This is a genomic window from Planktotalea arctica, from assembly GCF_002105285.1.
GTDB classification, from domain to species: domain Bacteria; phylum Pseudomonadota; class Alphaproteobacteria; order Rhodobacterales; family Rhodobacteraceae; genus Planktotalea; species Planktotalea arctica.
In genome coordinates this window covers 59,385-75,931 of record NZ_MUHR01000001.1, presented here as the reverse complement: position 1 = coordinate 75,931, position 16,547 = coordinate 59,385, and the positions used below count along the sequence as shown (strand labels likewise).

At 57.3% G+C, this 16,547-nt stretch carries 16 protein-coding genes; 7 read left to right on the top strand and 9 right to left on the bottom strand.

Annotation, left to right across the window (positions count from 1 at the left end):
- The first annotated feature begins 3 nt into the window (after positions 1–3).
- The 4 genes from B9P63_RS00395 (at position 4) to B9P63_RS00380 (ending at position 2,857) form a co-directional block, all read left to right on the top strand.
- Positions 4–1,347, top strand: a complete 1,344-nt coding sequence (locus tag B9P63_RS00395) for a S41 family peptidase (RefSeq protein ID WP_085306577.1) — start codon at positions 4–6, stop codon at positions 1,345–1,347.
- 89 nt (positions 1,348–1,436) lie between these two features.
- Positions 1,437–1,907 carry a DM13 domain-containing protein gene (locus B9P63_RS00390; RefSeq protein ID WP_085306576.1) on the top strand — a complete coding sequence of 157 codons (471 nt, stop codon included), beginning with the start codon at positions 1,437–1,439 and terminating at the stop codon, positions 1,905–1,907.
- 12 nt (positions 1,908–1,919) lie between these two features.
- Positions 1,920–2,402, top strand: a complete 483-nt coding sequence (locus B9P63_RS00385) for an RNA pyrophosphohydrolase (RefSeq protein WP_085306575.1) — start codon at positions 1,920–1,922, stop codon at positions 2,400–2,402.
- A gap of 41 nt (positions 2,403–2,443) precedes the next feature.
- The gene (locus B9P63_RS00380; RefSeq protein WP_085306574.1) at positions 2,444–2,857 is read left to right on the top strand and encodes a hypothetical protein; all 414 of its coding nucleotides are present in this window, start codon (positions 2,444–2,446) and stop codon (positions 2,855–2,857) included.
- Positions 2,858–2,901: 44 nt separating this feature from the next.
- Here the strand turns inward: B9P63_RS00380 and B9P63_RS00375 are convergent, their stop codons facing one another.
- From B9P63_RS00375 to dapE, 7 genes are all read right to left on the bottom strand, one after another.
- Entirely contained in the window at positions 2,902–4,245 is a 1,344-nt protein-coding gene (locus B9P63_RS00375; protein WP_085306573.1) for a lytic murein transglycosylase, read from the bottom strand.
- Between the two features lie 263 nt (positions 4,246–4,508).
- The gene (rnr, locus tag B9P63_RS00370) at positions 4,509–6,767 is read right to left on the bottom strand and encodes a ribonuclease R (RefSeq protein WP_085306572.1); all 2,259 of its coding nucleotides are present in this window, start codon (positions 6,765–6,767) and stop codon (positions 4,509–4,511) included.
- 108 nt (positions 6,768–6,875) lie between these two features.
- Positions 6,876–7,928, bottom strand: a complete 1,053-nt coding sequence (locus tag B9P63_RS00365; RefSeq protein ID WP_085306571.1) for a M48 family metallopeptidase — start codon at positions 7,926–7,928, stop codon at positions 6,876–6,878.
- Positions 7,929–7,940: 12 nt separating this feature from the next.
- Positions 7,941–9,005 (bottom strand): YjgN family protein, encoded by a 1,065-nt coding sequence (locus B9P63_RS00360; RefSeq protein WP_245830510.1) that lies wholly within the window; start codon positions 9,003–9,005, stop codon positions 7,941–7,943.
- Between the two features lie 72 nt (positions 9,006–9,077).
- Complete coding sequence (locus B9P63_RS00355; protein WP_085306569.1) at positions 9,078–9,677, bottom strand: TIGR04282 family arsenosugar biosynthesis glycosyltransferase; 600 nt, start codon at positions 9,675–9,677, stop codon at positions 9,078–9,080.
- A complete protein-coding gene (locus B9P63_RS00350) occupies positions 9,674–10,087 on the bottom strand; it encodes a GNAT family N-acetyltransferase (protein WP_085306568.1) in 414 nt (137 codons plus the stop codon). The genes B9P63_RS00355 and B9P63_RS00350 overlap by 4 nt, the downstream gene beginning before the upstream one ends.
- Complete coding sequence (dapE, locus tag B9P63_RS00345; RefSeq protein ID WP_085307024.1) at positions 10,084–11,229, bottom strand: succinyl-diaminopimelate desuccinylase; 1,146 nt, start codon at positions 11,227–11,229, stop codon at positions 10,084–10,086. Before dapE ends, B9P63_RS00350 begins: the two co-directional genes overlap by 4 nt.
- Positions 11,230–11,521: 292 nt before the next feature.
- Between dapE and B9P63_RS00340 the strand changes: the two genes are divergently transcribed.
- Positions 11,522–13,111, top strand: coding sequence for a Hint domain-containing protein (locus B9P63_RS00340; protein WP_085306567.1), 1,590 nt, complete (start codon positions 11,522–11,524; stop codon positions 13,109–13,111).
- Positions 13,111–14,172 (top strand): Hint domain-containing protein, encoded by a 1,062-nt coding sequence (locus B9P63_RS00335; RefSeq protein ID WP_085306566.1) that lies wholly within the window; start codon positions 13,111–13,113, stop codon positions 14,170–14,172. The genes B9P63_RS00340 and B9P63_RS00335 overlap by 1 nt, the downstream gene beginning before the upstream one ends.
- On the opposite strand, the gene B9P63_RS00330 is transcribed toward B9P63_RS00335, so the two are convergent.
- A complete protein-coding gene (locus tag B9P63_RS00330; RefSeq protein WP_085306565.1) occupies positions 14,169–14,519 on the bottom strand; it encodes a hypothetical protein in 351 nt (116 codons plus the stop codon). The genes B9P63_RS00335 and B9P63_RS00330 overlap by 4 nt on opposite strands.
- Between B9P63_RS00330 and B9P63_RS00325 the strand changes: the two genes are divergently transcribed.
- The gene (locus tag B9P63_RS00325; protein ID WP_085306564.1) at positions 14,518–15,600 is read left to right on the top strand and encodes a transporter substrate-binding domain-containing protein; all 1,083 of its coding nucleotides are present in this window, start codon (positions 14,518–14,520) and stop codon (positions 15,598–15,600) included. The two genes, B9P63_RS00330 and B9P63_RS00325, sit on opposite strands and share 2 nt — an antisense overlap.
- 46 nt (positions 15,601–15,646) lie before the next feature.
- On the opposite strand, the gene dapD is transcribed toward B9P63_RS00325, so the two are convergent.
- Positions 15,647–16,474 carry a 2,3,4,5-tetrahydropyridine-2,6-dicarboxylate N-succinyltransferase gene (dapD, locus tag B9P63_RS00320; RefSeq protein ID WP_085306563.1) on the bottom strand — a complete coding sequence of 276 codons (828 nt, stop codon included), beginning with the start codon at positions 16,472–16,474 and terminating at the stop codon, positions 15,647–15,649.
- Between the last annotated feature and the right edge of the window lie 73 nt (positions 16,475–16,547).

Below are 16,547 nucleotides of genomic sequence, written 5' to 3'. Positions count from 1 at the left end.
CACATGAAAAAGTTTATCATGGCCGCAGTGGGAGGCACTTTGGCTGCGGTCGTCATGACCACGCAAGTCGCCGCCCCGCTGCTAGCCCAAGAGGCGGACAAAAAGGTCAACGTATATGAACAGCTTGATCTGTTCGGCGATATTTTTGAGCGCATCCGCGCGCAATATGTCGAGGAAGTCGATGAAGGCGATCTGATCGAAGCGGCGATCAACGGAATGCTGACCTCGCTCGATCCGCATTCCTCGTATCTGTCTCCAGACGATGCAAACGATATGCGCGTACAAACGCGCGGTGAATTCGGCGGTCTCGGAATCGAAGTCACGCAAGAAGACGGCTTCGTCAAAGTCGTCTCGCCCATCGACGGCACCCCTGCGGATGAAGCCGGCATGGAATCGGGCGATTTCATCACGCATGTGGACGGCGAAAGCATCCTTGGCCTTGCCCTTGATGAAGCGGTCGAAATGATGCGCGGCCCTGTCGGCTCTGAAATCATCATCACTGTGGTGCGCGAAGGCGAGCCGGAGCCGTTTGACGTCTCCATCGTGCGCGATACGATCAAACTCACCGCCGTGCGCTCACGCGCGGAAGGGCAAAGCGTTGTATTGCGTGTCACCACGTTCAACGATCAGACAACCCCGAACCTTGAAACGAAACTTGCCGAGGAAGTGGAAAAGCTGGGCGGCATGGACAACGTAAATGGCTTTATCATTGATTTGCGCAACAACCCCGGTGGTCTTTTGACCCAAGCTATCCGTGTATCCGATGCGTTCCTTGAAAAAGGCGAAATCGTCTCGACCCGTGGCCGCGACCCGGCTGACGGTGATCGCTTCAACGCGACGCCCGGCGATCTGGCGATGGGCAAACCTGTCGTGGTTCTAATCAATGGCGGCTCTGCATCGGCCTCCGAAATCGTCGCGGGCGCATTGCAAGATCATCGCCGCGCGATCGTCGTCGGCACCAAGAGCTTTGGCAAGGGCTCCGTTCAGACGGTCATGCCTTTGCGCGGCAACGGCGCAATGCGTCTGACGACAGCGCACTATTACACGCCCTCTGGTCGCTCCATTCAGGCACTTGGCGTATCGCCCGACATCATCGTCGAGCAGCCCCGCCGCCAACCTGAAGCGGAAGAGCCCGAGGAAGAGCAAAGCATCTCGCGGCGCAATCGCTCCGAGGGTGATCTGCGCGGCAGCCTCGACAACGACAGCCTGACCGAAGATCAGATCGAGCAGATCAAAGCGGACCGCGAAAAAGCTGAAACCGTCGCGAAGCTGCGCGAGGACGATTATCAACTCGCCTATGCTATCGATATCCTCAAAGGTCTCAGTGCACTTGGCCCGAAAGAGTAGTATTCGTGCCTTAAACAAATGAAGCGAAACAAGAGCGGGTTGCAGGTCAGCCCGCTCTTTTCATTCCTGAACACGCGAAAGAACCCATTATGCGCCGCCTTATATCTTTCATCGTCACGCACAGTGTCGCGCTCGCAATCGGTTTCGCACTTGGTATCTATTTCCTGCCGATCCTGACGGCACCCAGCAGCCCGAATGCCGCGATGCTTGAGGAAAAGGCACAAAGCGCGTTGTTCACCGCTGAATTAACGCGCGATCTGCGCGGCAGCGATTTCCTGCATTGGGGTGAGGGCACGATCAGCATCAGCGCGCGCGAAATCGTGCATGAGGGCAAACTCGCACCCGGGCCTGATTATTTCGTCTACCTCACACGTGAATTCGTCGAGCACGAGGACGAATTCGAGCCGATCAAGGCGCAGGCCCAGCGGATCGGAGCGGTCAAAACCTTTGGCGGCTTCCTGTTGAGCGTGCCAGATGGCGTCGATGTATCCGAGTTCAACACAGTTGTGGTCTGGTGCGAGAGCTTCGGTGAGTTTATCACCGCTGCAAAGTATCGCTAGGAGAGCGCCCAAATGACCCCCGAACAAATCGCAGCCCTGCCCTATCGCCCCTGCGTCGGGATCATGTTGATCAACCCGTCAAGCGAGGTGTTTACCGCCCAGCGCCTCGATAGCAGCGCGAATGCGTGGCAAATGCCCCAAGGGGGCATTGACAAAGGCGAAGATGCGCGCGTTGCAGCCCTGCGCGAGCTTGAGGAAGAAACCGGCGTTACACCAGGGCTTGTCACGGTGGTCGGGGAAACGCAGGGCTGGTTTCCCTATGACTTGCCCCACGCGCTTGTGCCAAAGCTCTGGAAAGGGCGCTACAAAGGGCAGGAGCAGAAATGGTTTCTCATGAAATTTCACGGCACGGATGCGGACATCAACATCGCGACCGAAATTCCGGAATTTTCGCGGTGGCGCTGGACCCCTTCAAGCGAGCTCGTTGCCAATATCGTACCGTTCAAGCGCGACGTCTATGCGCGCGTGTTGCAGGAATTTGCGCCGCACTTCTGATCACTGCCCCCGCAAGTGCGCTCTCGTGCCTGCCCTTCGGTTTGCCCGAAGCCCTGCATGAGGTCATCAACGCCAAGGAGGGCTATGTCGCCGCCACAGGCACATTGACCTTCGATGAGACCCAACTGCCCAAAGTCGATATGCAGCGCCAGAATGAGACGCCCCCTACAAGCCGCATCAAAGCGCGGATGAGCGGCACATCGCTGGGAAAATCAGGCTTCACCCATCGTTTCGACACACCACTTAGCTTGGAAATTCTATGCTATGGCCCTTGGTGCGCGGCTGCCCTCAGCGGTAAAACCGTACTCGCTTTTCTCAAGCAAACCCCTGCGGGATACACCGTCACAAGCACGCCCTGCGGCGGGCATATCTTCTACGAACCGAGCAAAGCCATACTCGAAACGGTAGAGCGCTGTTACCTCAAAGGCGCATGCCCAAAGCTTGAGCGCAACTAGCTCTTCTGCCTAAACATTCCTGCCAGAGGCTCCCGGGAGTTAACTCAGCGCAAACGCTTGAGCAGATCAAGCGAGGCATAGCCATCAGGAACCATCCCGACAGAGCGTTGGAAATCCTTGATCGCGGCAATGGTTTTCGGCCCGACCTTGCCGTCCACACCTTTGGTATTGAAGCCCGCAGCACTCAGCAGGCGCTGCATTTGCTGGCGCTCCACAAACGTCAGCGCGCGATCCTCGCGTGGCCAATCAGCCTTGAACGGACCGCTGCCGCCAATCCGGTCACTCAAATGCCCGACCCCGATCACATAGGCATCCGCCGCGTTATATCGCTCAATCACCTTAAAATTCTTGAACACCATTAACGCCACTCCACGCGCACCTGCGGGCAGCAGAATTGAACCCGCGCCATGGTTCGGCACAGCCTTACCATTCGCGCCGATCACCCCAAGCGCAGCCCAATCAGTGGGGGATTTCTTGATCTTTCGGCTTGCCAGATCATAATCGAAGCCGCGCGGCAAAGTGACCTCCACCCCCCAAGGCACGCCCGTTTCCCAACCAAACCGGCTGAGGTATGCGGCAGTCGATGCAAGCGCATCTGATGGGTCATCCGCCCAGATATCGCGCCGCCCGTCGCCTGTAAAATCTACGGCATAATCCAGGTAGGACGTCGGAATAAACTGCGTATGCCCCATCGCGCCGGCCCAGCTACCCGTCATGTTTTCAGGCGATGTATCCCCCGCCTGCAAAATCTTCAGCGCAGCGATCAGTTGGCTCTCGAAAAACTGCCCGCGTCGCCCATCATAGGAAAGGGTCGCCAGCGCCGAAACGATCGGCGTATTACCTCGGAACGCGCCATATGCGCTCTCTAGCCCCCAAACCGCGACAACGACTTCTTTCTCGACACCGTATCTCGCCTCAATGGCGTTCAGCTTGGCACGATGCTGCGCGAGCGCCGCCTTGCCATTGGCGATGCGCGTATCTGATGCAGCACTATCGAGGTAGTCCCAAATCGTCTTGCTAAACTCACTCTGATTGCGGTCACGTTTGATCACATTATCCAGATATTGCACGCCGCGAAACGAGCGTTCGAACACCGTTGCGCTGATCCCCGCCCTCAATGCACGCCCGCGAAATCCTGAAACCCAACGCTTGAACCCTGCGTTCGAAGTCGCTGCCAAGATCGCGGCTGGTGTCACAGCGCGCTCTTTCGTGACCACTGCAGGGCGCGCGATGGGGCGTATCGCGACCGCTACCGCCGCCGTTTGCGCGGCAACAGGTGCCTCGGAGCTAGGACGCATTTCAGGCCGCAAAGATCGTTCTACAAGCCCCGCAGAGGCGGAACCAACCAAGGCAAGAGTGAAGCAAAGACCGAAGGATAGCGCGCGCATGTGTTCGCCTTTCAGAGCCAATTACACAGACGGTAGCGTGATTGTTTCCAATGCGAAAGAAATCAACCACCCTAAGTGCAAGTATTCGCCGATCCCAACGCATCAGTGCGCACCTGGGGCGAAAGCTATTCGTGCCCACTTCAAGAGCGCGCATGCGATTCAATCGGAAGGCGCGATCATCCTTGCGCAATATGAACGCTCAAGGGCGGGACGGGTTGCCCCCCTTATGTAGAGCGCATGCGCACATAAGTTTACCAAAAGCACTAACGCGTGCGTTGCACTTTGCGCTTCACCTTATCCGCCTTGCGCTTGGAGCTAACTTCCTTGCGCCGCGTGGGTTTGCCGCGGCCCCGATGACCACCTCCGCCCTTGGGCATTGCGTTGCCCTCAACCGTCAGCAGTTCTAATTCTACCCCACCCGTTTGCGGCGTGGCAGAGGCAAGTTTGACCGTTACACGCTGCCCAAGGCCAAGTGTGATACCCGTCTCCACCCCCGTCAGGGTCGAAGCATCCGCATCGAAATCAAAGAACTCGCGCCCCAAGGTGCGCACAGGGATCAGCCCGTCTGCCCCCGTTGCATCCAGCTTCACGAACAGCCCGAATTTGACGACACCGCTGATGCGCCCGCCCAATTCCTCACCCACATATTCACTGAGAAAGGCCGCAAGATAGCGGTCCGTCGTATCACGCTCAGCGACCATAGAGCGGCGCTCGGTCTGGGAAATATGCTCGCCCGTTTCTTTCAGCCCGTCCGCGTCCACTTGCGTCAGACCATCCTTGCCCCAGCCATGCGCCGTCACCAAGGCGCGGTGCACGATCAGATCGGCGTAGCGGCGAATAGGCGATGTAAAGTGGCCATAGTTGCGCAGCGCGAGGCCAAAGTGGCCGAAGTTCTCCGGCGCGTAATAGGCCTGCGTCATGGATCGCAAAGTAGAAATATTGATGAGTTCGGACTCGTCCGTATCCGCCGCCTGCTTGAGCAGGCTATTGAGATGCCGCGTCTGCAAAACCTGCCCTTTAGGCAGCGTCAGCCCTGCCGCCTGCGCCGTTTCGCGCAATGCGTTAAGTTTGTCTTGCGAGGGTTCTTCGTGCACGCGGAACAAGAGCGGCTGTTTCTTCTCAATCAGCGTTTCAGCGGCGCAGACATTGGCGAGAACCATGAATTCTTCGATCAAACGATGCGCATCGAAACGCTCGCTAAAGGCAACGGAGGTGACTTTGCCCTCGTCATCCAGAATGATCTTGCGCTCTGGCAGGTCCAACTCCAACGGCTGACGCACCGCGCGCGCGTTTTTAAGAGCAGCATAGGCGCCATAAAGCGGACGCAGAACCGAATTCACCAGCTGCGCGGTCTTTTCATTCGGATTTCCATCCATCGCCTGCTGCACTTCGGTGTAATTCAGCGAAGCGGGGGATTTCATCAAACCGCGCATGAATGCGTGGCTGAGCTTTTGTCCTTCGCCATCAATAACGATCCGCACAGCAATACAAGCGCGCGAAACACCCTCGTGCAGCGAGCAAAGATCACCCGACAAACGATCCGGCAGCATCGGCACAACCCGGTCGGGGAAGTAGCTGGAATTGCCACGATTGCGCGCCTCGCGGTCAAGTTCGGAGCCGGGCGTCACGTAATGCGCCACATCAGCAATTGCGACCCAAAGGATGTGACCGCCCTTGTTGGCGGGGTCCGTGTCCGCCTCTGCATAGCAGGCATCATCGTGATCGCGCGCATCGGCAGGGTCGATCGTGACCAGCGGCACATCGCGCAGATCGGTGCGTCCTTCTAGACCAGCGGGTTCTTTAGCATCCGCCTCCGCAATCACTTCGTCAGGGAAATGGTCGGGAATGCCGTGCTGGTGGATCGCGATCAGCGATACTGCTTTGGGCGCGGTCGGATCGCCAAGGCGCGTTACAATGCGCGCACGCTGTAGGCCCATGCGCGACTTGGGGCCGGCTTGCTCTGCTTCGACCAACTCGCCATCTTTTGCGCCGTTCGTCGCGCCCGCAGGCACGTCCCATTCGCTGCTCGAGCCTTTGTCGATAGGCAAGATGCGCCCACCCTCGTGGCTAGTCCGGAACACGCCTAGAATGCGTTCAGGGTTCGCGCCAATGTGGCGTATCAGACGCGCTTCATAGAGGTTGCCTGCGCCCTTCAGCTTGGTCACACGCGCCAAAACGCGATCACCCGCGCCCAGCGCAGGATCATTCGCTTTGGGGATCATCAGGATTTGAGGCTGCTCACCGGTCCCTTCCCACTCAAGTGCGCGCGCGGCAAGATCGCCGTCACTGTCCGGCCCGATAATCTGCAAAACAGAAACAGGCGGCAGGTTGTCTGGGTCGCGAAACGTTTTCTTGCGCTTCACCAGATGACCTTCGGCCTCCAGCTCTTTCATGATGCGCTTCAAATCAATACGCGCCGCGCCTTTTATCCCGAAGGCCTTGGCAATATCGCGCTTGGCGCTCTGGGTTGGATTGTCAGAAATCCATTCAAGGATCGCGGCTTTTGTGGGTATCTTGCTCATAATGCGCGATGTAGCACGCCGCGCGCGCAAGTCACAGTGCCAACGCGCATTGCAAACGCTGCTCGATGGCCACTGCTATATCGAAGGAATAAGCGCAGATAAAACACCCTAACGCGCTGGCAGCGTTTCAATAAACGCATCAATCGCTTCGATACGCGCACTATGGCTCGGGTGGCTCGACCTCCATTCGGAACCACTGCCCATCTCGCTCTCCAAGGCCTTAAAGAACACCTTGAGCCCCACAGGATCGAAACCTGCTTGATGCGATAGGGCCAAGCCAAATTCATCCGCAGCCGTCTCTTGCGTGCGCGAATAGGACAGCGACAGCAGCGCGTTGCCCTCCAGCAAAACATCCTCAAGCATCGGTCCGGTGTCGCCCGCCAGCAAAGCGATCAAGACGTATGCACCAAGCGAGCGGTATAGCCGACGCAAACCGTGTTCTTCCACCACATGCGCGATTTCGTGACCTAGAATGGCGGCAATCACATCTTCGGAGGGGAACTCGCGCAGCAGAGCATCTGTCATCACCATCGTGCCGCCGGGCAGCGCAAAGGCATTGGGTCCAACCTCAGGCATGTGGCGGAACAATAGCTGGAAGTCGCGTGCGCTGCGCTCTGCCTCCGGCAATTCTGCGATGACGGCTTGGTAAATCCCAAGCGCTCTGTCGCGCTCTTCATGGCTAAGCTGGCTGGGCTCGGCCATCACATAGTCAATCGTTTGCATCGTCCCGCGGTCAATTTGCTCAACAAGCACAGCAGGCGTCATCGCAACCGCAAGCGCCGCTAGAATGTCCAAACCGTAGCGCCAAAGCAGAAATGCACCAGCGAGGCAGGCCAAAGTAAACCCGATCAGATGCGGACCAAAGCGTTCCAAACGGTGCAAGCGCGCACCGTGAGTATGACTGTCCAGAAAAGCGAACCCCGCATGATCTGTGGTTTCGAATACAGTGCCATCCTGAAAGGTCAGCTTGCGCGCCGCGCGGCCCAGCGCAGGATCAATGGCGATATCCAACAAGCGCGCGCACGACAATTCGGCCTCTGTTTCAGGCAAAACGCGCAGCCACGTTTCACCGCCGTGTTTGGCAATTTCCAAACGGGCCGGAATGCGGCGCGATGATCCGCGAATGTAGGCATGCCCGTTTAGCGTGACTTGCTGCATCATCGCACCAGCCCCTTAGATCGGCAGACCGACGTCGATGCCCTCGATGTCGGAATAGGCATCGCCCAGCGCTGTGGTCGCCTCGTGCTGCGTACCGATGAAATCATCAAGCGAACCGCCAAGTTCAACGCCCGTGTGATCGGCAAGATACTGCGTCATACGCACCTGCGCCCATGGCAGCATCAAGCCAAGCGTGCAAACCACAACGACCATGTTGGACAATGCAATCCAGAGCAACTTGCCCGCGCCAATGTTCGAACGCAGTTTATGTCCGCCCTCAACCGTTGTGCCATTGTAAATCGCATTACGCGTCAAGGCTTGATAAATAAAGCCCGCAGGAATGATGCCTGCGAAGAACACCGCGTAGAAGGCCGCCATCATCGCGATGAACACGCTTGGGTCATCCTCGACCAGCGCATCCATATTTGCCAATGCGCCAAAGCTGAAACCAAAGAAGAATATCGCCGCAACAAAAACGACAACAATCCAAAGCAGCGCAAGCCCGGCAGCTTTGTAGAACGCACTGATTGGCGCATCCATGTCAAAGCCCGCAAGGCCAAGTTTGTGATTGTTGATCGAAAAACGCTTAATCGTGCGATCAAGGATAGGCGCGGTTGTATAAAGCGTCAGCAAACACAGGATCGGATAGACCAGATAGACCATCGCCGCGCGCCCGTATGTGCCAACGAAATTAAAGCGCACGTTGGAAAAGCTGGATTGACGCGCATTAAACATCATCGCGCGGGTCAAAAGCCATGGATAGCCAACCAAAAGCGCGAGTACCAAAATCAGGCCGGCAATCGGCAGAACCGTTATGGTAATCTGGAACACCACAAGCGCGGCAATCACGATCAAACGTCCTTTGAGAATTTGACCCCCAGTCGCGTGATAGTCGAAATTGCGACCCTCGACGCTGGTGTTATTATAGAAATATTTCTTTGTGCGCACCTTGGCCCAAGCGGAATAAACCCCGACTGTGACAATCGACAATAGCAAATTGACGATCCAGATACCGAACCACTCTTTTGCATTTCCGCTAAATTCAAATTGACGGAATTGATTTGTTTGCTCCAACGACATGGGAGACTCCACTCTTAAATTACATCTATTAAGTGCATTAACGATGATCCCGTTAGAAAGAAACAGGAATGATCAAGGATATTTGCACGGGTACTGCATGCCCAAAAGATCATCCAGCGTATCCACGTCTTGCAAGGTCGCGACGCGCACGATGGACGCATCTCCAAGGCTACGCGCGCTATCCGCTAGGGCATGCTCGCTGGACCAACGCACGTTTTGCAGGATGTTGGCCGCAGGGGGCTTTGCCCGCTTCATCCCTATTAACCAATAACCACCGTCAGGCGCGGGTCCAAAGACCGCCTCGCGCGCGCCCAGCGCTTTGAAGGCCTCGGCGATGCGCGGACGAATGATGCTGGGGATATCGCCGCCAATGATGCAAACGGGGCCACTTGGCAGACCGCGCATAAGACGCGCCATGCGATCCCCGAGGTTGCCCCGTCCCTGCGCCACGCGTGGAAGATGCGCAGGCCAAATGCGGCTCTTCATCCCCTCGACATCAGGGGAAACCGCCAGCAACGTGTCCCAGCGCGGGTCCTCAATACGGCGCAAGAGCGCTCGGGTTTGGTGGCGAAACCACCATGCGGAATTGGTCAGGCCAATGTCGCGGCCAAGGCGGGTTTTAACGCGCCCCGGATGGGGCTCTTTAACCATGATAACCAGCTTGGCCTTCACAGCATCAGCTCCATATCGCGGTGATCTATGCCCGCATCATCGAACACAGGGCCAAAAGCAACAAACCCCAAAGCCTCGTAAAATCCGAGCGCAGTTAGCTGCGCCCCGAGCAGCGCACGTTTTAATCCAGCCTCGCGCGCCCAATCTATGCAAGCCGCCATAAGCGCTTGGCCTTGGTGCGTGCCGCGCGCCTCTTTCAGAACGCACACGCGGCCGATTTTGGCAGTATCGCCCTTGATCAAAATGCGCGCGGTTCCGACAGGTTTGCCATTCAACGTGGCCAGAAAATGCACCGCTTCAGGGTCTCGCCCATCGACCTCCTCTGCGACACTTACGCCCTGCTCCAGCGTGAAAACGGTGCGGCGCAAAGATTGGCACAGCGCTATATCAACCGTGTGCGACGCACTCATGCAAAGTAATCTTTCAGAATGCGGCCATAGATGCTTTTGAGCTGGTTTATCTGCTCAACAGGTACGTTTTCATCCACTTGGTGCATGGTTTTCCCAACAAGGCCGAATTCGACCACGGGACAGTGATCTTTCACAAACCGCGCATCAGACGTGCCGCCGGATGTGGACAACTCAGGCTTGATCCCTGTCTCTGCTTCTACCGATTTGGCGATCAGATCGGACAATGCACCGGGGGGCGTCAGGAAACTTTCGCCCGAAATCTTGATCTTCATCTCTATAGGCGTGCCGAATTCATCAGCCACTTTATCCGCCTCTGCGCGCAGCCAATCGCTAAGGCTCGCGCCGCTATGTAAATCGTTGAAACGGATGTTCACCGCAGCACGGCAGCTTGCGGGGATCACGTTGGTCGCAGGATTGCCCGTGTCGATCGTCACCACCGCCAAGGTGGAGGCATCGAAATGATTCGTGCCTTGGTCAAGCTCATGGGACGCCAACCGATCCATCAGGCGCACCAACGCGGGCAGCGGGTTTTTCGCACGGTGGGGATAGGCGCTATGGCCCTGCTTTCCCGTCACTTCGATCCAAGCAGTCATCGAGCCGCGTCGCCCGATCTTCATCATCTCGCCCATCATGTTCGGGCATGTCGGCTCGCCCACGAGGCACACATCCATTTTTTCGCCCTCGCGGGCCATGTATTCGAGTAAAGCAGTGGTCCCATCAATCGCATCGCCTTCTTCATCGCCCGTGACCGCAAGGATCACCGCGCCATCTGGGGGTGTCGCAGCAACGAAATCCATTGCAGCAGCGGCAAAAGCGGCAACGCCTGATTTCATATCCGTCGTGCCGCGCCCGTACATGATACCATCAACAACCTTTGCGCTGAACGGACCGTGGGTCCACGCGGCCTCATCTCCGATTGGAACGACATCGGTATGACCGTTGAAGCCAAAAGTCTTGGCCGCGCCCTTGTCGCCAAAGCGCGCAAACAAATTGCAAACGCCACCCTGATCGACGCGGGTGCATTCAAAGCCAGCCGCGTTCAGTGCGTTCTCGAGCAAGACCAAAGCGCCCCCCTCGATAGGCGTGACAGAAGGGCATTGGATCAATTCGGCGGTCAATTGAACAGGATCGATGGGCGTCATGAGCATTTCCTTTGGGGCGAGCATACCTGCCTGCATAGCTACTGCCGTGCGCGCATTGATGCAAACAAACCCATGAGGTTGTGGCCAAAAAGGGACGCAGCAGCACGTGCAATGCCTTCCACTCACTCAAAACAGTTTCCGAAACCCACAGCCACGTGTTAGAGACTTGTCAATAAATTGACCCGAGGCAGGGCAAACGGCAGTATAGGCCCAACGTGGCCAAACAGAAAAAGATCCGCGACAATGCGGGCGTAGGGCAGTTTGAACTGTCTCAATACGAAGGTATTGAGGCATGGCGACAGGTAGTGAATTAGGTTACAATACCAACCAGTCTGCGCTTAACATGGCGCAGCGCATCTTTGGTGATGGCGTCGCCATCCAGAGCGCAAGCTACACGGGTGACAGCGACGCTTCGGGCTATTATTGGCGCGGCGATTCACGCTCGCCTGACGCAACGCCAGGGGACCGCGGGGTTATCCTATCCACAGGCAATGTGCGCGATTTTACGCAATCAAATGGTGATCCCAACCGCTCGACTGGCACGTCGACAAACCATTTCGGCACGGCCTATGACGGGTTAGACGATTTCGACCTCGCAGCCAGCGGCAGCACCAACAACATCACATATGATGCCGCAATGCTGGACGTGGATTTCATCCCCACAGGCGACACAATGACGATGCAATTCGTTTTTTCCTCCGAGGAATATCCCGAATACGTCAATTCGCTCTATCAGGATTTCGTCGGCGTCTGGGTCAATGGTGTTCAGGTCGATATGCTTATCGGCAACGGCGATGCCGACCCCGGCAACATCAACGGCAACGCCAACAGCAACCTGTTCATTGATAATTCGAACGACGACTACAACACCGAGATGGATGGCTTTACCGTCACCATGTCGCTGAAAATGGCGGTCATTCCCGGCGTTACCAATTCCATCCGCATCGGCATTGCCGATGTTTCGGACGCCCAATACGATTCCAACCTTCTGATCGCAGAAAACTCGGTGCAAACATCGCTGATCGCCAATGACGACAGCTTTACAGTCGATCCCAACGGCTCCAAAACCATCGACGTTCAGGCCAACGACACCAATGCCTCGGGCAGTGCGATAACCATCACCCATATCAACGGACAGGCCGTCACGGTCGGCAGCATCATCACCCTTGGTACCGGGCAAACCGTCCAGTTGAACGCCGATGGCACCTTTGATGTGGTCGGCGATGGCGATACGGAAACCGTCAATTTCACTTATGCAATCGAAAATGCTTCGGGCAATACCGACACCGGCTTTGTCACGCTCGATATGGTACCCTGCTTTGTCGCAGGCACGTTGATCGAAACCGATCAAGGCAGAATGCCAGTCGAAGTGCTCGAGGCGGGTGATATGATCCTCACTCATGATCAGGGATATCAGCCTCTGCGCTGGATCGGGCAACGCGAAGTCGCAGCAAGCGGCAAGATGGCCCCCATCGAAATTGCCGCAAACACATTTGGCGAGCACGGCGTTCTGCGAGTCTCGCCGCTGCACCGCATCTTGCTACAGGACGAAATGGCAGAACTGCTTTTCGGCGAATCCGAAGTGCTGGTGGCCGCCAGGGAATTGGTCAACGATGACAGCGTGCGCGTGCGCGAAGGCGGCGATGTGCGCTATGTGCATCTGCTGTTCGATCAACATCAGATCGTCATTTCCAACGGGCTGGAGAGCGAAAGTTTCCTGCCCGGTGGCCAGATCACCAACCTGTTCGAAGAAGAAGCGATTGCAGAAATTTGCGCGCTTTTCCCCGAGCTCGATCCACATACAGGCGCGGGCTACAGCCAGTCCGCGCGCCGTATTCTGCGCAAGCACGAGGCCGCTCTATTACTCGAAAGCGCCGCCTGATGGGCTGGCTTGCCTGGAGCGGTGGCAGCGACGCGCGCACCGCGGCCCATGCCTCGGTAACCCCAGAGGCGCCGATCCGCGCAGGCGCTTTAGTGATCGAAGCGCCCCTGCCCTCTGACAACCGCGCCGCGACGCTTTTGGAAGTGGTGAGCCTGCATCCAGACCCGTGCCTGCTACGCATCCAGTCCATACCGGGCGAGGGGTTTTCGGTTCTGATTTCATCGGGGCAGGACGTCTTTCATGCTCTGATCTCGCACACGCTTCAGGCGCGCACGGCCAGTTTCCGGCTGACCCTGAACTGGGATTGCGACACCGGTGACGGCCTTCTTTCGATAGAGCATCCGGGCGACGATGCACTTTTCACACGCGAACTGGCAGGCTGCATTCCTTTGCCCGGCTCTCTAGTTCTGGGCGCGCTCGCGGAAATGCGCGATGCGTCAGTGTCACAAAACCTGTCCTATATCGGCTTTCACAAAGGCCCGCTTTCGATCGGCCCCTCGCCAACGCTGGATTATCACACACCTGTTCTCACGTCTCAGGGCTATCGCAAGATCGGCGCGATGCAGCCCGGAGATACGGTGATAAGCGCCTCGGGGAACATCGTTCCCGTTCTGGGCGTGTTCAAAAAAGTCACGCCTGCCTTTGGCAGCAACGCCCCCGTGCGCCTGCGCGCGCCCTACTTTGGCCTGCAATCGGATTTGGTCATTGCTGGGACGCAGCGCCTTATCGTGGGCGGCTCTGACGTGGAATATACGTTCGGGTGCGACAGCGTGCTGATCCCTGCGCAACATCTGATCAACGGCACCGCCGCAATTGCGCAGCCCACGCGCGGCACAATGACCTATTACCAGCTATTGCTCCCTGCAGGCGAAGCGTTCATCGCATCCGAGCTTGCATTGGAAAGCCTGTTCATCGGTCGTCTGCGTCGGCGCAAGGATATCTTCAAGCACACAACGCTCTCTGCGCTACCACGCAATCTGCTGCCGGAACATGCGACCACTTTTAGCCAGATCTTGCGACCCTTCGAAGCGATCACACTTGCTGCAATGCGCGCAGCTTAATTTACAGGCTTGTCATCGAACAGCGGTGTCATCTGCGCGATGATCACCGAATTTTCATCCAGAGCGCGTTGCATCAGCTCTCGCTCGTCGTCCGAAATGTCATGGCCCTCCGACAGGCGCTCGTCCAACGTGCCGTAGCCCGTGACGTCCAGAGGCGCCACGTCGGCCTGCTTGAGGATCGCGACAGTTTCGCGCACGGCTTCCGCTTCATCCACGCCCGAGGCATAGATCATCAGTGCCGCACCGCTCGAACCTTCGGGGAAACCATCACTGCTGGAACGGCCCGCCTGCACCAATAGTGTGTAGACCTGCTGCTTTTTACGGGGTTTTTTGGGCATATCTGTCATGAGTTGCGGCGTATCTGCTGCACTTGTCTGCGTCAAGCACCCCGCTCGGTTGACGCGCATAGGCGAAACGGAACACAGTCTCGCCACCCCTACGTTAACGGCGGACCTTGCACCTATGGCCTCTCTCAAACGAATGACCTTGGCGTTGCTGACGCTTCTTTCGCTGGCGCTGCCCGGCTTTGCGCAAACGCAAGAGCCGCTGGTTTTTGCCACCGTGCATCGCCCGCCCTTCGCAGATACCGAAGGGGATAAGATCACAGGGTTCAGCATTGATCTGATGCGCGCCATCGCCGACCAGCTTGGCCGCGAAGTGGTCTTCGAGCCTAACAACCGCTTTGGCGATATGCTCGCCAATGTGCGTGCCGGGCGCGTGGACGGTGCGATCGCCAATATCTCTATCACCGCCGAACGCGAACGCGCGATGGATTTCAGCCAGCCGATCTTTGGCAGCGGCATTCAGATATTGCTTCCCAAGGAAGCGGGCTTGAGCGATCAGTTTCTGTCCTACATCGGCAGTGATGCGCTGTCCTACGTTCTGGGCGCGGTCCTTCTGGTGCTGATCGGCTGGCTTTTGATGCGCAGCGTCGCGGGCGTGGCAGGCGGTGTCGTCGGCGTCGTCGCGATGGTCGCCGGTTTTGCCCTTTTGCTGGTTGCCGCCGGCACGATCACGGCCAAGGTCACCGTGAATGCTTTGCAAGCCAACGTGCAAACCATGGACGATCTGCAAGCGCGCATCGTTGGCACCGTCGCCGGATCGACCTCCGATAGCTTTCTCGACAAACACGGCATCCAGTTTCAAGGCTTCGGCGATCCCGGTGCCATGCTGCGCGCGTTCGAGCGAGACGAGATAAACACTGTAGTCTTCGATGGACCGATCCTGGCCTATTACCAACAAAATGAGGGCGCAGGCCTCGCCCGGTTGATCGACAAAGTCTACCGCCCAGAAAACTACGGAATCCTGTTTCCCGCGGGCAGTGCTTTAAAGGAAGACGTCGATCTCGCGCTGCTACAATTTCGCGAGGACGGCACCTATGATGCGATCCTGACGCGCTGGTTCGGCAATAGTTTTACCGCCCAATAGGCAACAGGCAGCACACCGGATTTCACAATGTGCTGCCGATGTCTATTTAGTCACGCAGCAATTCGTTGATGCTGGTTTTGGAGCGTGTTTGCGCGTCCACGCGCTTGACGATCACGGCGCAGTACAGGTTCACGCCGTTCTTAGACGGCATGGAACCAGCCACGACAACCGAGCCTGCCGGCACTTCACCGTACGTAAACTCGCCCGTTTCGCGATCTACGATCTTGGTGGACTGACCAATGAACACGCCCATGCCAAGCACGGAGCCCTCACGCACGATGCAGCCCTCCACGACCTCGGAGCGCGCCCCGATAAAGCAATTGTCCTCGATGATCGTCGGACCCGCCTGCATGGGCTCCAGAACGCCACCAATGCCGACGCCGCCAGACAGATGCACATTCTTGCCAATCTGCGCGCAGGAGCCGACTGTTGCCCATGTATCGACCATCGTGCCTTCACCCACATATGCGCCCAGGTTCACAAAAGACGGCATAAGCACCGCGCCGGGCGCGATGAAGGCGCTCTTGCGCACGATGCAATTTGGAACCGCGCGAAACCCTGCGGCTTTCCATTCAGCTTCGCCCCAACCCTTGAACTTGCTATCAACTTTGTCCCACCAGCCAGCGCCCTGCGGACCACCCTCGTGCTGCTCCATATCCTTGATGCGGAAACCAAGCAGAACCGCTTTCTTGGCCCATTGGTTCACATACCAAGACCCATCGCTCTGCTTTTCCGCAACGCGCAATTTACCGCTATCAAGGGCGTTCAAAGTATCCTCGATCGCCTCGCGCTGCTCCCCAGTTGTGGCTGGCGAAATTGCATCGCGCGCCTCCCAAGCGGCTTCGATCGCTATCTCTAACTGTGCATTTGACATGGGGTGCCCTCGCTGAATTGAATTTGCGGCTTTAGACAACAAAGTGCCCCTTTGCGCAATCGTGATCGTGACT

Excerpts from the sequence above, each read along its gene's own strand:
- B9P63_RS00395 (WP_085306577.1), top strand. The coding sequence starts at position 4 with ATGAAAAAGTTTATCATGGCCGCAGTGGGAGGCACTTTGGCTGCGGTC.
- B9P63_RS00390 (WP_085306576.1), top strand. The coding sequence starts at position 1,437 with ATGCGCCGCCTTATATCTTTCATCGTCACGCACAGTGTCGCGCTCGCA.
- B9P63_RS00385 (WP_085306575.1), top strand. The coding sequence starts at position 1,920 with ATGACCCCCGAACAAATCGCAGCCCTGCCCTATCGCCCCTGCGTCGGG.
- B9P63_RS00375 (WP_085306573.1), bottom strand. The coding sequence starts at position 4,245 with ATGCGCGCGCTATCCTTCGGTCTTTGCTTCACTCTTGCCTTGGTTGGT.
- rnr (WP_085306572.1), bottom strand. The coding sequence starts at position 6,767 with ATGAGCAAGATACCCACAAAAGCCGCGATCCTTGAATGGATTTCTGAC.
- B9P63_RS00365 (WP_085306571.1), bottom strand. The coding sequence starts at position 7,928 with ATGATGCAGCAAGTCACGCTAAACGGGCATGCCTACATTCGCGGATCA.
- B9P63_RS00360 (WP_245830510.1), bottom strand. The coding sequence starts at position 9,005 with ATGTCGTTGGAGCAAACAAATCAATTCCGTCAATTTGAATTTAGCGGA.
- B9P63_RS00350 (WP_085306568.1), bottom strand. The coding sequence starts at position 10,087 with ATGAGTGCGTCGCACACGGTTGATATAGCGCTGTGCCAATCTTTGCGC.
- dapE (WP_085307024.1), bottom strand. The coding sequence starts at position 11,229 with ATGACGCCCATCGATCCTGTTCAATTGACCGCCGAATTGATCCAATGC.
- B9P63_RS00340 (WP_085306567.1), top strand. The coding sequence starts at position 11,522 with ATGGCGACAGGTAGTGAATTAGGTTACAATACCAACCAGTCTGCGCTT.
- B9P63_RS00335 (WP_085306566.1), top strand. The coding sequence starts at position 13,111 with ATGGGCTGGCTTGCCTGGAGCGGTGGCAGCGACGCGCGCACCGCGGCC.
- B9P63_RS00325 (WP_085306564.1), top strand. The coding sequence starts at position 14,518 with ATGAGTTGCGGCGTATCTGCTGCACTTGTCTGCGTCAAGCACCCCGCT.
- B9P63_RS00330 (WP_085306565.1), bottom strand. The coding sequence starts at position 14,519 with ATGACAGATATGCCCAAAAAACCCCGTAAAAAGCAGCAGGTCTACACA.
- dapD (WP_085306563.1), bottom strand. The coding sequence starts at position 16,474 with ATGTCAAATGCACAGTTAGAGATAGCGATCGAAGCCGCTTGGGAGGCG.